The 16,673-nt window shown below is 54.1% G+C and carries 15 protein-coding genes; 13 read left to right on the top strand and 2 right to left on the bottom strand.

The window, feature by feature from the left end; genetic code table 11:
- Nucleotides 1–184: 184 nt before the first annotated feature.
- The gene (locus RB298_RS03655; protein WP_486045811.1) at nucleotides 185–1,048 is read left to right on the top strand and encodes an SDR family oxidoreductase; all 864 of its coding nucleotides are present in this window, start codon (nucleotides 185–187) and stop codon (nucleotides 1,046–1,048) included.
- Between the two features lie 250 nt (nucleotides 1,049–1,298).
- On the opposite strand, the gene murQ is transcribed toward RB298_RS03655, so the two are convergent.
- Together murQ and RB298_RS03645 are read right to left on the bottom strand one after the other, a co-directional pair.
- The gene (murQ, locus tag RB298_RS03650) at nucleotides 1,299–2,210 is read right to left on the bottom strand and encodes an N-acetylmuramic acid 6-phosphate etherase (protein WP_486045809.1); all 912 of its coding nucleotides are present in this window, start codon (nucleotides 2,208–2,210) and stop codon (nucleotides 1,299–1,301) included.
- Between the two features lie 55 nt (nucleotides 2,211–2,265).
- Nucleotides 2,266–3,222, bottom strand: a complete 957-nt coding sequence (locus tag RB298_RS03645) for a BadF/BadG/BcrA/BcrD ATPase family protein (protein WP_277747093.1) — start codon at nucleotides 3,220–3,222, stop codon at nucleotides 2,266–2,268.
- Between the two features lie 225 nt (nucleotides 3,223–3,447).
- Between RB298_RS03645 and RB298_RS03640 the strand changes: the two genes are divergently transcribed.
- From RB298_RS03640 to RB298_RS03585, 12 genes are all read left to right on the top strand, one after another.
- On the top strand, nucleotides 3,448–4,284 hold the full coding sequence (locus tag RB298_RS03640) for a MurR/RpiR family transcriptional regulator (protein ID WP_036663781.1): 837 nt from the start codon (nucleotides 3,448–3,450) through the stop codon (nucleotides 4,282–4,284).
- Nucleotides 4,285–4,329: 45 nt separating this feature from the next.
- Nucleotides 4,330–5,724, top strand: a complete 1,395-nt coding sequence (locus tag RB298_RS03635) for an ABC transporter substrate-binding protein (RefSeq protein WP_009590111.1) — start codon at nucleotides 4,330–4,332, stop codon at nucleotides 5,722–5,724.
- 130 nt (nucleotides 5,725–5,854) lie between these two features.
- Nucleotides 5,855–6,772 carry a carbohydrate ABC transporter permease gene (locus RB298_RS03630; RefSeq protein ID WP_009590108.1) on the top strand — a complete coding sequence of 306 codons (918 nt, stop codon included), beginning with the start codon at nucleotides 5,855–5,857 and terminating at the stop codon, nucleotides 6,770–6,772.
- Nucleotides 6,773–6,803: 31 nt separating this feature from the next.
- Nucleotides 6,804–7,637, top strand: coding sequence for a carbohydrate ABC transporter permease (locus RB298_RS03625; protein ID WP_009590118.1), 834 nt, complete (start codon nucleotides 6,804–6,806; stop codon nucleotides 7,635–7,637).
- 14 nt (nucleotides 7,638–7,651) lie between these two features.
- Nucleotides 7,652–8,758 carry an ABC transporter ATP-binding protein gene (locus RB298_RS03620; protein WP_096776893.1) on the top strand — a complete coding sequence of 369 codons (1,107 nt, stop codon included), beginning with the start codon at nucleotides 7,652–7,654 and terminating at the stop codon, nucleotides 8,756–8,758.
- Nucleotides 8,759–8,784: 26 nt separating this feature from the next.
- Nucleotides 8,785–9,480, top strand: a complete 696-nt coding sequence (locus RB298_RS03615; RefSeq protein ID WP_096776894.1) for a hypothetical protein — start codon at nucleotides 8,785–8,787, stop codon at nucleotides 9,478–9,480.
- On the top strand, nucleotides 9,477–10,655 hold the full coding sequence (locus tag RB298_RS03610) for a DUF1343 domain-containing protein (protein ID WP_486045804.1): 1,179 nt from the start codon (nucleotides 9,477–9,479) through the stop codon (nucleotides 10,653–10,655). Before RB298_RS03615 ends, RB298_RS03610 begins: the two co-directional genes overlap by 4 nt.
- Before the next feature lie 3 nt (nucleotides 10,656–10,658).
- Nucleotides 10,659–11,849, top strand: coding sequence for an anhydro-N-acetylmuramic acid kinase (locus RB298_RS03605; protein ID WP_486045802.1), 1,191 nt, complete (start codon nucleotides 10,659–10,661; stop codon nucleotides 11,847–11,849).
- A gap of 130 nt (nucleotides 11,850–11,979) precedes the next feature.
- Entirely contained in the window at nucleotides 11,980–13,449 is a 1,470-nt protein-coding gene (locus tag RB298_RS03600; RefSeq protein ID WP_213580940.1) for an FAD-linked oxidase C-terminal domain-containing protein, read from the top strand.
- Between the two features lie 16 nt (nucleotides 13,450–13,465).
- Nucleotides 13,466–14,860, top strand: coding sequence for a (Fe-S)-binding protein (locus RB298_RS03595; RefSeq protein ID WP_486045800.1), 1,395 nt, complete (start codon nucleotides 13,466–13,468; stop codon nucleotides 14,858–14,860).
- A gap of 335 nt (nucleotides 14,861–15,195) precedes the next feature.
- Nucleotides 15,196–15,762, top strand: coding sequence for a class I SAM-dependent methyltransferase (locus RB298_RS03590; protein ID WP_486045798.1), 567 nt, complete (start codon nucleotides 15,196–15,198; stop codon nucleotides 15,760–15,762).
- 160 nt (nucleotides 15,763–15,922) lie between these two features.
- Nucleotides 15,923–16,555, top strand: a complete 633-nt coding sequence (locus RB298_RS03585) for a hypothetical protein (protein ID WP_486045796.1) — start codon at nucleotides 15,923–15,925, stop codon at nucleotides 16,553–16,555.
- Nucleotides 16,556–16,673: the final 118 nt, after the last annotated feature.

Raw genomic sequence — 16,673 nt, 5'->3', positions numbered from 1 at the left:
GAGAAAGTACGTCGATAGCCGTTTTTGTTATAGATATAGAATTTATAAGTTATCAGCTAGGCTGATGAAATTCTATATCGCAAGAAAAACTTCCGCTAAATGCGGTCTGTCTTCTGAGAAAGTACGTCGATAGCCGTTTTTCTTATTACAATGGTAGAAGGAATACGAACAGGAGGTCAGCGGGATGAATGACATGACAGGAAAGATCGTCATCGTAACAGGAGCCAACTCCGGCATGGGCCTGGCAACGACGTCGGAGCTGGCAAAAGGCGGAGCGCACGTGATTATGGCCTGCCGTAGTCGGGCCAGGGGCGAAGCGGCTCTTCGGCAGGCGCAGCAGGAGAGCGGCAGCTCGAACATCGAGCTGATGTCGCTGGATTTGGGGTCTTTTGACAGCATTAGGAAATTTGCTTCCGAATATAAGGCCAAATACGAGCAGCTTGACGTTCTGGTGAATAACGCCGGCGTGGTCACCATTCAGCGGGAACTGACGAAGGACGGATTCGAAGCGATGATCGGAGTCAACCATCTGGGGCATTTTTTGCTAACGAACGAGCTGCTGGAGCCCCTTCAGCGTGCCAGGCAGGGGAGGGTCGTGAACGTTTCCTCCGGAGCGCACAAGGTGGGCAGCATCCACTTCGATGATCCGAATCTTGGGAAGAGATTCAATGTGGCCAAGGGTTACGCGCAGTCCAAACTGGCTAACATTTTATTCACCAAAGAGCTGGCCCGCAGGCTGCAGCCGACAAGGATAACGGTTAATGCGCTTCATCCGGGCGCCGTCAGCACCAGCATCGGCGTGAACCGGGATACAGGCTTCGGCAAAGCCGTTCATAAGCTGCTTCGTCCCTTCTTCTTAACCCCGCTCGAAGGAGCCCGGACAGCGATTTACCTGGCATCAAGCCCAGAAGTGGAGCATGTGACAGGGGAATACTACGTCAAATGCAAACCGGCCAAAACGACCGAGAAGGCAAGGGATCCGAAGCTGGCTGCGCGCCTGTGGGAATGGAGCGAACAACAGGTCGGCCGGGCATCGGACAAGGAGTGATGAACCCACGGTTGTTTACAAGAAGTCCAGGTTTCGCGAGGGGCTGAAGCCTAACGATCCGATGGGGCAGAACGGGCATCCATGAACGATGAAACCCGTCGGCCCATCAATAAGATGACGTCTATCCGTACATAAAGGTCCAAGGCTGGCAAACAAATAAACGGGATATCCTCCAGATCGACCGGACCTGGGATATCCCGTTTAACATCTCACGACGGGTGCCATAGTTCGCACATAAGCACACGTTATGTTATTTCGTTGTTTTCATATCGATCGCGCTGCGCACAAACCCGCTGGTACCGTCAAGAAGCTTGGAGGCTTCCGCGGCACTGACGTTGGCAAGCAGCATTACGATCGCGGTTTTGACATGGGCGCCGGCTTCATGGTATGCCTTCTCCACGGCCTCCTCCGATGCTCCCGTTGCCAGGGTAATGATGCGCTTGGCGCGATGGACCAGCTTATTGTTCGACGGGTTGAGGTCAACCATCAGGTTTTTGTACACCTTGCCGATCCGAATCATGGCGGTTGTCGTCAGCATGTTCAGAATCAGCTTCTGAGAGGTGCCGGCCTTCATGCGCGTGGAGCCCATGATGACCTCGGGACCTACGACGGCCTCGATCACGAATTCGGCATACTGATGCATCGGCGATTCGTAATTGTTGCACAGACCGATAACAACGGCCCCTCTTTCCTTGGCGCGTCTCATGGCGCCAAGGACATACGGCGTGCGCCCGCTTGCAGCGATGCCAAGAACGACGTCCTTCTCGTTGATACCGTTTTCATTGATATCCTGCTCGCCGAGCTCTTCGCTATCCTCAGCGCCTTCGATGGCCTCTTTGACGGCCCTGAAGCCGCCGGCAATCAACCCCTGCACCATGGACGGGTCCGTTCCATAGGTAGGCGGGCACTCGGATGCGTCCAGAATCCCGATGCGACCGCTGGTCCCCGCACCGATGTAAAACAATCTGCCGCCCTTCTGGAAAGTTTCGACAACGTGATCGGCCGCCCTGGCAATCAGAGGAATGAGTTCGCGAATCGCATCGGTGATCAGGCTATCTTCATTGTTGATGAGGATCATGATTTGTTCCGAGCTCAACTGATCAATGTTCTGGGTATTTTCGTGAGGCTGTTCGGTTGTCAATTGACTTAGAATATTCGTCATGAGACAGGTCTCCTTTTTTGCCTTGGAATATGGACGGGCACTGATGATGTGGAAGCTACAGCAAGTCAGAGACGCCGTCAGTAAATAGCTTGCAGGCCAACAGGGCCCCGCCCTGCGCGGGCGTTCGCTCACGGTTTCCTTCAGGGAAACGGAGCAGGGGGTAACGTGTAAGCATAAGGCTGGTGTACGTCTCCCGGAACCATCGTGAATGCTTGAAAATCGAGCCGATTCCCACAAGCTCGCTCTCGGCGAATTCGGCGTTCTGTCGAATGAGCGCGCAAGTGGTATCGGCCAGCTCTTCGGCCTGCTGCCTGATAATGCGTAGTGCCGTTTCATCGCCGGCGTCGGCTGCCTCGATGCAGCAGCGGGCGAAAGAGGCGATATCCTGTTTCGTTATAGCGGGCTGGTAAATGTAAGATTTGAGGTCGGTAATATGCCGGATCGGGTAGGCTGCAACGATCAGGCTGCTCATGAGGGTGGGGGGCGTTATGCCTTCATGGCTCTTGATCACGGATTTCAGAGTCTGAAGTCCGATCTGATAACCGCTGCCTTCATCTCCGAGAAGATGTCCCCAACCACCGACGCGGTAGATGTCTCCCGATTGGGTGATGCCGTAGGTATTGGAGCCTGTTCCTGAGATTGCGAGTATTCCATGCTGACGCCCCAGTACCGCCATCAATGAAATTTCGGCTTCCGAACGCATGTAAATACGCAGCGAGAGCTGCCGCTGCCGGAAGTAGGAACGCAGGTGAGATTGTACACGCTGCCGTTCCTCTACCGAACTTATACCTGACATACCAAGGCATATTGATGTTAATAAAAACGACTTATTAAAAAGAGGGGCCATGAGCTCATCCAACACGGTTCGGAGTTCCTCCATCGCTTTATCGAATGTTACAATGTAAGGATTGGTGGAACCTCCGGTAAAACGGGACAACACTTCTCCAGCGCTATTGATAGCGGTTGCTTCGGTCTTTGTACCGCCGCCATCGACACCGATAAAAATTTCCATATTGAACCACTTCGCTTTCTATATCCAGTATAGGAGAAAAACCAGGTGTTGTAAAATAAAATTTTAAATCATGAATTATGTATTGAAATATAATTTCATACAATTTATAATAAACTCAATCCACTGATAGTGAAAGCGATACCAGTCATGCTTTCATTCAAGATGTGTAAAGTAATATTACATAGTAGTGACCATCAGAGGATGATTTGAAAAGGGGGGCAAGAAATGAACGGCGGATTGGTTCGATTGCGCGAGGTGTATGATTCATTAAATCCGTCCGAGCGCAAGGTTGCAGCCTTCATTTTGCAGGAGCCGGCAGAGATGATACAAATGTCGGTGGCGGATCTTGCTGTCCGAAGCGGCTCCAGTCAGGCAGCCATTGTGCGCCTGTGCAAAACGATGGGATTCAAAGGCTATCAGGATCTGAAGCTGAAGGTAGCCGGAGACTTGCAGGAGCCATTAGCCACCGGATATCAGGATATCCGGCCCAATGACAGCATTTCTGCAATTATACAGAACGTCTCGAACAATAACATTCAATCGATTCGGGATACGATGAAGATTATGGAGGAAGGGATGGTGGAAGAGGCCGTTCTGGCCCTCGATCAGTCGAAGCGCATTTTCATGTTTGGGGTAGGGGCTTCCAATCTGATCGGGATGGATGCCCAGCAGAAATTTTTGCGGATCAATAAGGTATGCATATCTTTTCCGGACCCTCATGTTCAGCTCACCTCGGCGGTGCTGCTGACTCCGGAAGATGCGGCCGTATGCATTTCCTATTCCGGTGAAACGGACGAGGTGATCCGCGCAGCAGCCATTGCCAAGGAGAAGGGGTGCAAGACGATAGGCATTACCAAATACGGAGATTCTACCTTGAGCCGATCGGTCGACATACCTTTGTACACCTCCTCGACGGAGAACGAGATTCGCAGTGGCGCGATGTCCTCTCGTATTACGCAGCTTAATCTTATCGATATTTTATATCTTGGCGTCGCCAGCCGGAATTACGAGAATTCAGTGAAATACCTGGATGAAAGCCGGCGAGCGATCAAGCGTTTGTAGTTCATAGCGAAACCACAAATATATAAATGATAAGGGGAGTAGTACATGAAGAAAAAAGGTTGGCTTACATTGTTGGCTTCTTTGATGCTCGTGTTTACCGCGGCTTGCGGCGGTTCCGGCGGAGCGAAGGCACCGGAAGGCGGAAGCGGAACGGCTTCGGAAGGAAACGGCGAAGCTGCGCCGAAGCAGGACACGGTCGTTGTCTGGACTTATCCGGTACATGGTAAATACGAAGATGAATTGAAAGAGCATGTGGCGGATCTGAAGGAGAAATATCCGCATATTACCGTACAAACCGAAGTGCTCTCCTGGGCTGAAGGCCCGAAGAAGTTCGACGTCGCCTTGAATGCCGGCAACCCGCCTGACCTATACTTCCACGCGGTGGATGGAGCTTATGTGGATACGGGCCTGGCACTGGAACTGACCCCTTATATTACGGATGAAATCAAGAACGACTACCTGCCGGGAACGCTTGAGCTGGGTCAAATCCAGGGCAAGCAGTATGGTCTCCCGCTGTACCAATCCCTCTGGGCTTGGGGCGGCAACAAGAAGATTCTCGAAGAAGCAGGCATCGACTGGAAGGCTATTCAAGAGAACGGCTGGACTTGGACCGAGTTCAAGGCTGCTGCCGAGAAGCTGACCAAGAAACTTCCGAACGGCAATACGCAGTATGCGCTGGTGACGGACGGTACTTCCCTGGACTTCATGGAAATGCTGACACGCAGCAACGGCATGCCTGACGTTCTGAACGACAAGGGAGAGTTCCAATGGAATGACGAGCGGATCCTGGATACGATGACGTTCGTGTCCGATCTGATGAAAGCCGGACATCTGCCTGCCGAGACTGCCGCGATTACGCCGGCGAAACGGATGGACCTGTTCTATGCCGAGGAAGCCGCGATCGTGTCCAAGGCGATCCCTTACTATGACGTGATGCTGCAGAACCGCGCGAAGGATATTGACAGCGGTACGGTCCAAGGCGCGAAAATCGACTTCGTCCTGCTGCCGGTTCCGCATAATGACGGGGCTGAGCGCAAGACCTCCATGTTTGGCGAAGGTTACGTGGCGTTCAAACAGAAGAAGGATAAAGGCGAAGAGCATGCAAAGAACACGTTCCTGATCATGGAAGGACTGAGCGGCGCGAAAGCCGGTAATTCCGCGAATGAACTGGTGCTGCCATTCGTTCGTAAATCCCAAGCAGAGTTTTATGAAGGCAAAGGGCTCGGTACGGAATCTACCATTAAAGCAGCGGAAATTTTCGCGAACTTCAAGGAAATTCCGGTGACTTTGAATCTCGATGCGGATGCTTCGGGCAACCAGAAGAAATTCAAGGAGCAAGTGGTGAAGCCGAACATTCAAGCGCTGTTCTCTGGCGAGAAGACGCCGGAGCAGATCGCACAAGACTTCAAGGACAAAGGCAAACAAATTTTAGGACAGTAATTGAAGTTATAAGGGGGTGTCCCGTTGTCCTTAGCAGGAACGATCGGGGCACTCCCTTTTTAAACCAATCGCTCCAGACTCTATAAGGCTTCATGAAAATACTTCACCTGTGCGCAAAGGAGGAAATCACATGCAGACTGCCCCGGCGCAAGCCCGGCCATCACGTCCCCCCATGAAGGGGTACATACGAGAATATGGATGGGCGTATTTATTCATTCTGGCTCCCGTACTGTTGTTTTTGATATTCACGCTCTACCCTGTCGCCTCCGCTTTTCTGATGAGCTTTCAGGAATACAGCGTGATGGGCTCCGAATGGATTGGAGCAGACAACTACACACGGATGGTACAGGATGAAGTGTTCTGGAAATCCATGAGGAATACGGTCATCTTCACGATCGGTACCGTTCCGGTCAACATTGTCATCACGTATGCATTATCCTTTTTTATTTTTCAGATGAAAAATAAATGGCAGACCTTCTTCAAGGCTACGATGTATTTGCCGGCCGTTGCCTCCGGGGTCACCATATCGGTGGTATGGCTCGCGATCTACGATCCGACCCAAGCCGGGCTGCTGAACCGTTTCATCGGTTTGTTCGGATTCGATCCGGTCATATGGCTCGGCAAATCGAACACGGCGCTCTTTTCGCTCATTCTGATGAACTGGCTCGGTTCGCATGGCGCGGGCATTATTCTCTATTTGGCCGCCATGGGCGGGATTCCGAAATCGCTCTATGAAGCCGCGGACATCGACCATGCCAGCGGTTGGTCCAAATTCTGGCGCATTACGTGGCCGCTGATGAAACCGACCACCCTGTATCTGCTGGTGACGGGCGTCATTACGTCTTTCCAGGTGTTCATCTCGGTGTACCTGATGACGCAGGGCGGACCGAACTTCGCGACGACAACCATCGCCTATCTGATTTACAGCACAGCGTTCAATTTCTACGAATTCGGACTTGCGGCGGCGCAATCTTTTGTTCTGGCTGCCTTGATTATTGTCATTTCCATCATTCAATTCAAATACTTCTCGTCCGACGTGGAGTACTAAGGCCTATTTTTGAAGCTAAGGGGGTGCACCTATGAAATCAAGATCAAAAGTGATCATGCTGATTGTGGCCTCGGTCATTCTGGTGGTATGGAGCGTTCTGACGATCATTCCGATGTACTGGATGCTGATCGGCTCTGTACAGGACACCAAGTCAGCGGCATCGTTTATCCCGAAAATGATACCGGAGGTATTCTCCGTAGCCCCGTACGAGCGTTTTTTTGGCAAAACCGACGTCATGAGGTGGCTCTTTAACTCCTTATTGATCTCATCCATCCTGACGGTGACCAACGTATTCCTGGCTTCGCTCGCAGGGTATGCTTTTGCGAAGCTGAAGTTTCCGGGGAACAAAGCGGTATTCTGGATTTTGCTCAGCACGATGATGATCCCGGCGCAGGTGACGCTGATTCCGCTTTACATTTTGATGATCGACGTATTTGATCTCGGGAATACATACACGGCGATTCTTCTTCCCGGAATCGTAAGCGTGGGCAACATTTTCTTGATGAAGCAGTACATGTCATCGCTGCCTACCTCTTTGATCCATGCGGCGCGCATCGACGCTTGCGGCGAATTCGGCATCTTCTGGAAGGTCATTCTTCCGATGGCGAAGCCGGGTCTTGCGGTGCTTGCGATATTCACGTTCGTTGCATCATGGAATGATTTCTTCTGGCCCTTCCTCGTGACCAACTCGACGGAAATGAGGACGATTCAGGTCGGTCTTGCTTCCTTCGTCTATGCGGACACGACCGATTTCGGCGCACTTATGGCTGGAGCAACCGTCGCGGCACTGCCGATGATGATCCTGTTCTTCTCGCTTCAGCGCTATTTCCTGCAAGGCATCACCATTGGAGCCGTTAAAGGCTAGAAGGAGGCAAAGTTATGGCACGCGTAGAATTCCGAAATATACGAAAAGAATTTGTAGACGACAACAAAGGGACGTTTACCGCTGTAGCGGGGTCGGACTTTGTGATCAATGATAAAGAGTTCGTGGTATTCGTCGGTCCGTCCGGCTGCGGCAAAACCACCTCGCTGCGCATGATTGCGGGGCTTGAACGTCAAACGTCCGGCGACATCATCATCGGGGACCGGGTGGTCAACAATCTGCATCCGAAAGACCGCGACATTGCCATGGTGTTCCAGGATTATGCGCTGTATCCGCATATGACGATCCGCGAGAACCTCTCCTTCGGTTTGAAGAACCTGAAGAAGCCCAAGGCTTACATCGAGCAAAAGGTATCGCAGGCAGCCTCCATTCTCGGCCTGGAGTCGATGATCGACCGGAAGCCGCGCGAGCTGTCCGGCGGACAGCGTCAGCGTGTTGCGGTAGGGCGGGCGATCGTGCGCGACCCGCAGGTATTCCTGTTTGACGAGCCGCTGTCGAACCTGGATGCGAAGCTTCGCGTGCAAATGCGGGTAGAGCTGTCCGAGCTGCACAAGCGCCTGGAAGCTACCATCGTATACGTCACGCATGATCAGGTTGAAGCGATGACGCTCGGTGAGCGGATCGTTGTAATGAATAACGGCATTATCCAGCAGATCGCCTCACCGACCGAGCTGTATGCGAATCCGCAGAATATGTTCGTAGCCGGCTTTATCGGATCCCCGCCGATGAACTTCATCGACGTGCAGAAGGAAGGAAATGTTCTCCGGATGGAAGGCGGGACATTCACCATTCCGGATTCGATGGCCGGTGCCCTAAGCAAATACGACAACGGGCATCTGATTCTGGGGATTCGTCCCGAGCATATCACCGGCGAGGATCTGCCGGGCACGACCAATCTGAATTACAAGTATTCCACGAAGGTCCAGGTCGTTGAACATCTCGGCTCGGAGAATCTGGTGTACTTCCGCGTAGGCAACCGGACCGTGACCGCGAAGGTTCATCCGGAAACGACGGGTTATCCGGGCATGGACAAAACCTTCATTTTCAATTTCGATAAAGTGCATTTCTTCGATCCTGAGACGGAGCAGCGTATCGATTGGTAAACAACGACGAAGAGGAGAGGAAAGCTATGCGCAAGCTGAATGATGTGTTAAAGAAGACCGGGGTTGAGATTTACCGTGAGATTACGGCGGTGGCCTTGTACAGCATGATTACCTCGCTGGTGCTCGTGACGGTGGTCATGTTCGTTCCGCTGTGGGCAGCGCTGGTGCTGCTGCCGGTTCTGTATATGCCGCTCTTCTATGGTGTTTGTTATGCCTACCACCGCAAGACGGAGCGGGGCAAGTCCAGGCTGAAGGACGTGTTTCAGGGTGCGCTGAAAGGGCTTGGCCCCGCCGTTGTGATGGGTTTCTTCTTCGTCGTGATGACATTGATCCTATGGTCCACCTGGTGGTATTACGGGGGAAAAGAAGGGATCGGCTATCTTGCGATCGGCGTGTTCCAAACCTATTTTGTCATCATGGCGCTCATCTCCCAATTCTACACCTTTCAGCTTGTCATTCAGGAAGGGATGGGGATCTTCAAGGCCATGGCGCACAGCGTCAAGCTGTTCTTGAAGTTTCCGGCCTATACGCTGGGCGCGTGCTTCCAAGCCTTCTGCGTCGCCATTCCGCTGCTCGTCACGGTTGTTGGCTTTGGATTCTTATTTAACGGCATGTGGGCCATATACCAGCATAAGGTTACGTATAATGTACTGAATCCGGAAGAGGCCAAGCCGGCGGAAGACGGTGTGGTAGCTTCCGAAGCGAGAGGTGTGAGCATATGATAAAAGTCAATGTGCGAAGCGGCATTGATGTGCTGCCGGGCATCAAGCACGAGAAAATCACGGGTCGTCGCCTTGGCGTCATTACGAATCCGACGGGGCTCACGTCGGATTTTCGTTCATCTATCGAGGTGGTTGCAGGCTTGCCAGAGTCGGAACTGACGGCTTTGTTCGCCTGTGAGCACGGGCTGCGCGGCCAGCTGCAGGCAGGCAAGCACGTGGATGACGAAGTGGATCCGGTATTCGGCGTGCCGGTGTACAGTCTGTACGGTTCGCGGCGCAAGCCGGATGCTGACATGCTGAAGAACGTGGACACGGTCATCTTCGACATTCAAGATCTTGGCGTGCGCTTTTATACGTATATGACGACGCTGCTGTATGTTATGGAGGCATGCGCCGAACATGGCAAGAGCCTGCTTGTCCTGGATCGACCGAATCCGCTGGGCGGCGAGCGCTGCGAAGGAGGTTTCCTTAAGCCGGGATATGAATCCATGGTGGGCGGATGGCACATTCCGATTAACACCGGGATGACCATCGGCGAATTTGCGCGCATGGCCAATGACATGCGGGGAACCGGCTGCGATCTGGATGTCATTAAGCTGGAAGGCTGGACGCGCGGCATGGAATATACCGACACGGGCTTGCCGTGGGTGCTGCCTTCGCCGAACATTCCCACGATGGATACGGTGCGGCTGTACAGCGGGACCTGTTTCTTCGAAGGGACCAATCTTTCGGAAGGTCGGGGGACGACCCGGCCGTTTGAATGGATCGGCGCTCCATGGGTCAACGGGGAGGAGCTGGCCCAGGCGTTCAACGCATACGGACTGCCCGGCGTCCATGCCCATTCCATGTACATGACCCCTACCTTCTCGAAGCATCAGGGCGAAGGCTGCGGCGGGGTCATGCTGTTTGTGACCCGTCCGGCAGAAGTAGAGGCTGTGCGCACAGGGCTTGTGCTGCTGCATCTTGTCAGCCGGATGTACCCGGATCAGTTCCAGTGGCTTAGCCCGCCGGAAGGACGAAGCCGGTACTTCATTGATTTGCTGACGGGAAGCGAGGATGTCCGCCGGCACATCCACGAAGAAGCCGGACTCCAGCGTCTGGTTGCGGAGTGGGGCAAGGACGCGGAGCAGTGGAGAACGATGCGGGCTCCGTATCTGCTGTACGGGGAGGCGTAAAATATGATGTTCTCGCCATGGAAGGAGGGCAGGCCGGCCATTGTGGTCGGCCTGATGTCCGGTACTTCGCTGGACGGCATCGATGCGGCCATCGTCCGCATACAGGGAAGCGGCTTCGGGGCATCGGTTGAGCTGCTGCATTACTATAGCAAGCCTTACGAACCGGAGCTCCGTCAGCGGCTGCGCGATTTGTGCAGTGAGGAGAATTCAAACAGCGCTGCTGTCTGCAGCATGAATGCATACTTGGGGTATCAGTTTGGAGCCGCAGTCCTGGAAGCGGTTGCCGATGCCGGCATGCGCATAGATGAGGTGGATTTGGTAAGCTCCCATGGACAAACGATTTGGCATCAGCCCGTACCGGAGCAAGGGGATCCGTATTCCGTCGCTTCGACTTTGCAGATCGGCGATATTTCCGTTATCGCCAAGCACACCGGCAAACTTACGGTAGGAGACTTCCGGCCCGCGGATATGGCGGTTGGGGGCCAAGGGGCGCCGTTTGCGCCTTACGGAGATTTGATCCTGTTTCGGCATCCGGAGCGGGGGAGGCTGCTGCAGAACATCGGCGGGATCGGCAATTGTACGGCGCTGCCCGCAGGGGCGGATCCTTCGGATGTGCTGGCCTTTGATACCGGACCCGGCAATATGATCATGGATGCGGTGGCCCATATGCTGACCGAAGGGCGATTATCCTATGATGAAGGCGGCACTTGGGCTGCCCGGGGGAACCCGGATCAGGTCTTATTAAGGGAGATGATGGCGCATCCCTATTTTCAAGCAGAGCCGCCGAAATCAACGGGCAGGGAACTGTTTGGCCACAATTACGCGGTTGCGTTTCTGGAGCAAGCCAGGCTCAGGAGCCTCTCGGATGAGGATACGATGGCCACGGCGACGGCGTTTACCGCACATTCCATTGCCGATAGCTATGTGAACTATGTGTTTCCTCACCACAGAATGGATGAGGTGATCGTAACCGGTGGAGGGGCTCATAACAAGACGCTGCTCTCGATGTTAGGGGAGCTGTTGCCGGAGCAGAAGGTCATGACCTCCAAGGCGCTGGGCTTCGATGACGATGCCAAGGAAGCCGTGATTTTTGCGCTGCTGGGCAATGATTTCATGCTCGGCGTTCCTAACAATTTGCCAGCGGCAACCGGTGCGCACAGGCCGACCGTTATGGGAAAGCTGGCGCTGCCATAGACCATTCATTAAAGCCAGCAAACGGAAGTGCCAAACGATGGCGTATGGGTAATGCTAGGCAGCGATTGGGTGGTAAGCATAGTGATTATCTTTAGTAGTCAAACCCGCATAGGGGAGGGGGAGAAACAACATGCTGGAATCTGTCATTCGCGAGCAGCTGGCCGCCGTGGTTGGCGGGAAGTGGTTCAAGGATGATCCGGAAAGTCTCGTCTCATACAGTTATGATGCTACGCCGCTGTATCAAGCGATGCCGGACGGAGTTATCTTTCCTGGAAGCACGCAGGAGGTCTCCGACATCGTCAAAATTTGCTCGAAGCACCGGATACCCGTTATTACGCGGGGAGCGGGCAGCAATCTGTGCGGCGGCACCATTCCGCTTCAGGGCGGCCTGATCGTGGTCATGACCCGTATGAACAAGCTGCTGGAGATCGATGCGGATAATCTAACCGCGACCTTCCAGACGGGTCTGAATACAAAGCAGTTTCATCTGGCGGTCGAGCGGACGGGGCTGTTCTATCCTCCGGATCCGAGCAGCATGATCATCTGCACGATGGGCGGCAATATTGCCTTGGGAGCCGGCGGGCTGCGCGGATTGAAGTATGGAACGACCAAGGATTACGTACTCGGCCTGGAGGCCGTATTGCCGGACGGCAGTATCCTGCGCACGGGCGGCAAGCTGGTGAAGGATGCCGCCGGGTATGATTTGACCCGGTTATTGGTGGGATCGGGCGGAACGTTAGCCATACTGACGGAAGCCACGGTGAAGCTAATTCCGAAGCCTTCATACAGAAAGGCCATGGTCGCCGTATATGATGACCTTCAAGCGGCGGCTCGAACGGTATCCAACATTATAGCCAATCATATATTCCCGTGCACCTTGGAGTTCATGGATCAGCCGACTCTTCAGGTGGTTGAGGATTTTGCCAAAATCGGGCTCCCGGTACACGCCAAAGCGATGCTGGCGATCGAGCAGGACGGCAGCGTGGAGGATGTGGAGCGGGATCTGAAGAAGCTGGAGGAGATATGTCTTGCTTCCGGCGCGGTGCAGCTGAATATCGCCAAGACCCCGGAAGAAGGGGCGAAGGTGATGGAGGCGAGACGGAGCGCGCTCGCTGCGCTGTCCCGTCTGCGGCCGACCACGATCTTGGAGGACGCAACGGTTCCGCGTTCGAAGATTGCGGACATGGTGCTTGAAGTTCAGCGCATCGCCCAGAAATACGATGTGCAGATCTGCACGTTTGGCCATGCCGGGGACGGCAATCTGCATCCGACCGCGATGACGGATGCCCGCGACCCGGAAGAAATTCATCGCGTGGAAGAGGCATTCGCCGAAATCTTTGAGGCGGCGATTGCCATGGGCGGCACGATTACCGGCGAGCATGGCGTCGGTATCGTGAAGGCGCCTTACCTGGAATGGAAGGTGGGCGAAGCCGGCATCCGGATGATGAAATCCATCAAGGATGCAATCGACCCGCACCAGATCATGAATCCGGGCAAGCTGTTTGCGGAAACCCGAAAGCGCATCGTATTCCAGGAGCGGACGGAGCAAGCAGGGCGGGACTCAGCTTCGGATCAGGATCGGAAGATCGAAACATCGTGAGAGGAGGCGATCGCGCATGAATTCAACCCATGAGAAGCTTGCACAATCGCTGAAGCTGACGCTGGACGAGGATCAATTGACGAACTGTATGCGCTGCGGGTTCTGTCAGACCGCATGTCCGACATTCATCGAAACCGGGCTTGAAGCTGCCTCTCCACGCGGGCGGATCGCCCTCATGAAAGCAGTTGTCGATGGTTTGATGGAACCGGATGAGAGTTTTCGGAGCCAAATGGATCTCTGTCTGGGGTGCAGGGCATGCGAGCCGGCATGTCCGTCCGACGTGAAATACGGCCAATTGATCGAGCAGACCCGGGCGGCCATTGCGGCGGAGAAGCCTTATTCGATGCCGGTACGAGTCGTCCGCAAGACGTTCCTGCAAGGGATTTTCCCGCATCGCGGAAGACTGAAGCTGATCGGCAAGACGCTTTCGTTCTATCAGAAATCCGGGCTGCAGAAGTTTGCGCGCAGCTCCGGGGCCATGAAGCTGTTTCCCGACCATCTTCAGCAGCTGGAAAAGGCGCTGCCTGACGTAACGGGCGATGGTCTGGAAGAACTGTGGAGCAAGGCCGGCTTGCCCTACCGCCGCGAGACGACAGGGAGCGGTTCCAAGCTTATGGTGATCCCCGCGTCCGGGGCCAGGGTTGGCCGGGTCGGCATGTTCCGGGGCTGCATTATGGATGTCATGTTTGCTTCTACGAACGTGAACACCGTGCGGCTGCTGCGCCAGGCCGGGTTCGAGATTGTCATTCCGGAGGAGCAGGTATGCTGCGGTGCGCTGCATGCCCATGCCGGTGAAATGGACGATGCCAAACAGCTGGCCGGCCAGAATATATGGGCTTTTGGGGAAGCGAACGTAGATTACATTGCAAGCAATGCGGGGGGCTGCGGCGCCCTGCTGAAGGAATACGATCATCTGATGCATGCCGAACAGGATGAGCGGCTTCAGCAAGCGGCCGTTCGTTTCGCAGAACAGGTAAAGGACATCTCGGAGCTGCTGAGCAGTCCGGGACGGCCGCTTACGCCGATTCAAGCGGAAAGCGCGAATAAGACCGTTAAGGTCACCTACCAGGATTCTTGCCATCTGCGCAATGTCATGCGGGTGCAAGGAGAGCCTCGCCAGCTGATGCAGCAGCTTCCGGGCGTAGACATGTGCGAGCTTCAGGGAGCAGAGGTTTGCTGCGGGTCTGCAGGCATTTACAATCTGACCCAGACGGAAATGTCGACGACGCTGCTCGATCATAAGATGGAGCATGTGGAGGCAACAGGGGCCGAGGTCATCGTGACCTCGAATCCGGGCTGCCTGCTGCAGATGAAGTGGGGCATCGAGCGTGCCGGTAAACAACGCATCGAGGCCGTTCATCTTGCCGATTTTCTGGCAGGGCAGGTATGGATTGAGGATAAGGGCGAGTAAAGAACAATCGGGGCATTTCCATGGTCATCATGATCAGGGGAATGCCCTTTTCTCGTTCAACTCCCTATTATGGCCGCAGATCCTATTTCGATCCAACGATCTCTTCTCTTGCATGGTTTTTTCAAACGTACAGTCCGCGTAGCATCAAGAGACTATCTGAGAACATGGCTAGCGGAAGGGGATCGGCCGTAATCGTTATAGACCAATGAACCGGTTTACATCGTTCCCAATCAACGGTATGGTAGACCCACAGGGAGAATTCCTTTTCACATTTGATACAAATACATATTGCAACATGCCATGAAATGCGATTCATCAAGGAGGAGAGCGATAACATGAAAGAGAGTTTTGATCCGTCACTCATCGAGCGATTGGAAAGTCCGGAAAGGAAAAAAGAGCTGCCGGCTTCTTCGCTGCTTAAGATGCTTCAGGTGAATGGCGAGGTGGATGTGCTGGATATCGGGGCGGGCACCGGCTATTTTTCCATACCGGCAGCCTCATTAACGACAGGCACCGTTTACGCGCTGGATACCGAGCCAGCCATGCTCGACATGATGCGCGGGCGTGCACAGGAACAAGGAATCACGAATGTGAAGGTGATGGAAGGCGTGTTGGAACAGCTTCCTTTACAGGATGAAACCGTGGATCGAGTCATCGCGTCCTTGATCCTTCACATCACCGACCAGCTGGAGGAGTCGATCTCCCAAATCGCAAGAGTGTTACGGCCAGGCGGGCGCTGCTTGTGTCTGGAATGGCAGGAGGACCCGTCAGAGAAGCGGGTTCCGAGGCCAAACCGGGTTGACCCGCAGGTGCTGAAGGCTTTGTTGGAGCAAGCAGGGCTGCAGGTTGACGGAATCCGGTATCCCACGGATCGTCACTACCTGATCATCGCCAGCAAGTAGTTCATACGTTGGCAACTTCTTGCGGGGGTGCTTCCTTAGATCGGCAGCCGAAATGCGCCGTTATCCCTCCCTTATTTTTGGAGTGGGTCGGCGGTGCATTTACGGATAGAGCTGGAACATTTTAGCGGGGATTGCCGTCTAAGGATTGAGGTGACCCATAATGAGAAAATCCAAGGTTATGATCATGCTTAGCTGTTTGCTCTTGCTCGTCAGCCTGTATACGATAAAACCATCCGACGTCTTTGCTTGCTCATGTGCCGGACCGCCTGAGGTTGCGGAAAGCTTGGAACGGAGCGCAGCGATATTCGCAGGCAAGGTGACTCAGATCGCGGGCCCGCCGCGGAAGCAGGTCATGTCCTCGGCAGATCCGGTTCATGTTACGTTAGAGGTAACGGAAATATGGAAAGGCGAGCTGAACCCCGTAACGGAGCTTATCACGGCCATGTCATCGGCCAGCTGCGGTTATGACCAGTTTGCCGTAGGCAGCGAATATCTGGTGTTCGCGTCCGCGGAGTCGGGCCGGCTGACAACGGGGCTTTGTGACGGAACGAAGCCGCTCACCGCCGCCGGCAAGGAGCTATCCGAGCTAGGGGCCGGATATCCTCCGAAAGCTGCGCCTCCACCGGGGGAAACGGGGTCTGATACGCTTGCTGAGGGAATGCTTCCAAGTGAAGGTGAGGCTGCAGATCAGACATTTATGCAGAGGCCTTTCCTGTGGGGGGTTGTCGTCGTGCTGCTGGCAGTTGGACTATGGCTCTATTTTTGGAGGAAGAAAAAAAGAAATGTAAAGTGAATGTAAAATTTTTGAAAGTCTATTGGCGGTGGTAAACGGCCATGCTATAATTCATGTATTCAAGTAAAGGGGAGTAGCAGTCGCAGCAAAGTCGTCAATTCGTGACACGAACGTGTCT

The sequence above is a fragment of the Priestia sp. BR_2 genome, from assembly GCF_041954005.1.
Classification (GTDB): domain Bacteria; phylum Bacillota; class Bacilli; order Paenibacillales; family Paenibacillaceae; genus Paenibacillus_AQ; species Paenibacillus_AQ lautus_A.
Note: the sequence above shows the minus strand (reverse complement) of the source record. Positions and strands in the feature narration are given on the sequence as shown.

Excerpts from the sequence above, each read along its gene's own strand:
- RB298_RS03600 (WP_213580940.1), top strand. The coding sequence starts at position 11,980 with ATGCTGGAATCTGTCATTCGCGAGCAGCTGGCCGCCGTGGTTGGCGGG.
- RB298_RS03625 (WP_009590118.1), top strand. The coding sequence starts at position 6,804 with ATGAAATCAAGATCAAAAGTGATCATGCTGATTGTGGCCTCGGTCATT.
- RB298_RS03620 (WP_096776893.1), top strand. The coding sequence starts at position 7,652 with ATGGCACGCGTAGAATTCCGAAATATACGAAAAGAATTTGTAGACGAC.
- RB298_RS03595 (WP_486045800.1), top strand. The coding sequence starts at position 13,466 with ATGAATTCAACCCATGAGAAGCTTGCACAATCGCTGAAGCTGACGCTG.
- RB298_RS03585 (WP_486045796.1), top strand. The coding sequence starts at position 15,923 with ATGAGAAAATCCAAGGTTATGATCATGCTTAGCTGTTTGCTCTTGCTC.
- RB298_RS03645 (WP_277747093.1), bottom strand. The coding sequence starts at position 3,222 with ATGGAAATTTTTATCGGTGTCGATGGCGGCGGTACAAAGACCGAAGCA.
- RB298_RS03610 (WP_486045804.1), top strand. The coding sequence starts at position 9,477 with ATGATAAAAGTCAATGTGCGAAGCGGCATTGATGTGCTGCCGGGCATC.
- RB298_RS03635 (WP_009590111.1), top strand. The coding sequence starts at position 4,330 with ATGAAGAAAAAAGGTTGGCTTACATTGTTGGCTTCTTTGATGCTCGTG.
- RB298_RS03615 (WP_096776894.1), top strand. The coding sequence starts at position 8,785 with ATGCGCAAGCTGAATGATGTGTTAAAGAAGACCGGGGTTGAGATTTAC.
- RB298_RS03605 (WP_486045802.1), top strand. The coding sequence starts at position 10,659 with ATGATGTTCTCGCCATGGAAGGAGGGCAGGCCGGCCATTGTGGTCGGC.
- RB298_RS03655 (WP_486045811.1), top strand. The coding sequence starts at position 185 with ATGAATGACATGACAGGAAAGATCGTCATCGTAACAGGAGCCAACTCC.
- RB298_RS03640 (WP_036663781.1), top strand. The coding sequence starts at position 3,448 with ATGAACGGCGGATTGGTTCGATTGCGCGAGGTGTATGATTCATTAAAT.
- murQ (WP_486045809.1), bottom strand. The coding sequence starts at position 2,210 with ATGACGAATATTCTAAGTCAATTGACAACCGAACAGCCTCACGAAAAT.
- RB298_RS03590 (WP_486045798.1), top strand. The coding sequence starts at position 15,196 with ATGAAAGAGAGTTTTGATCCGTCACTCATCGAGCGATTGGAAAGTCCG.
- RB298_RS03630 (WP_009590108.1), top strand. The coding sequence starts at position 5,855 with ATGCAGACTGCCCCGGCGCAAGCCCGGCCATCACGTCCCCCCATGAAG.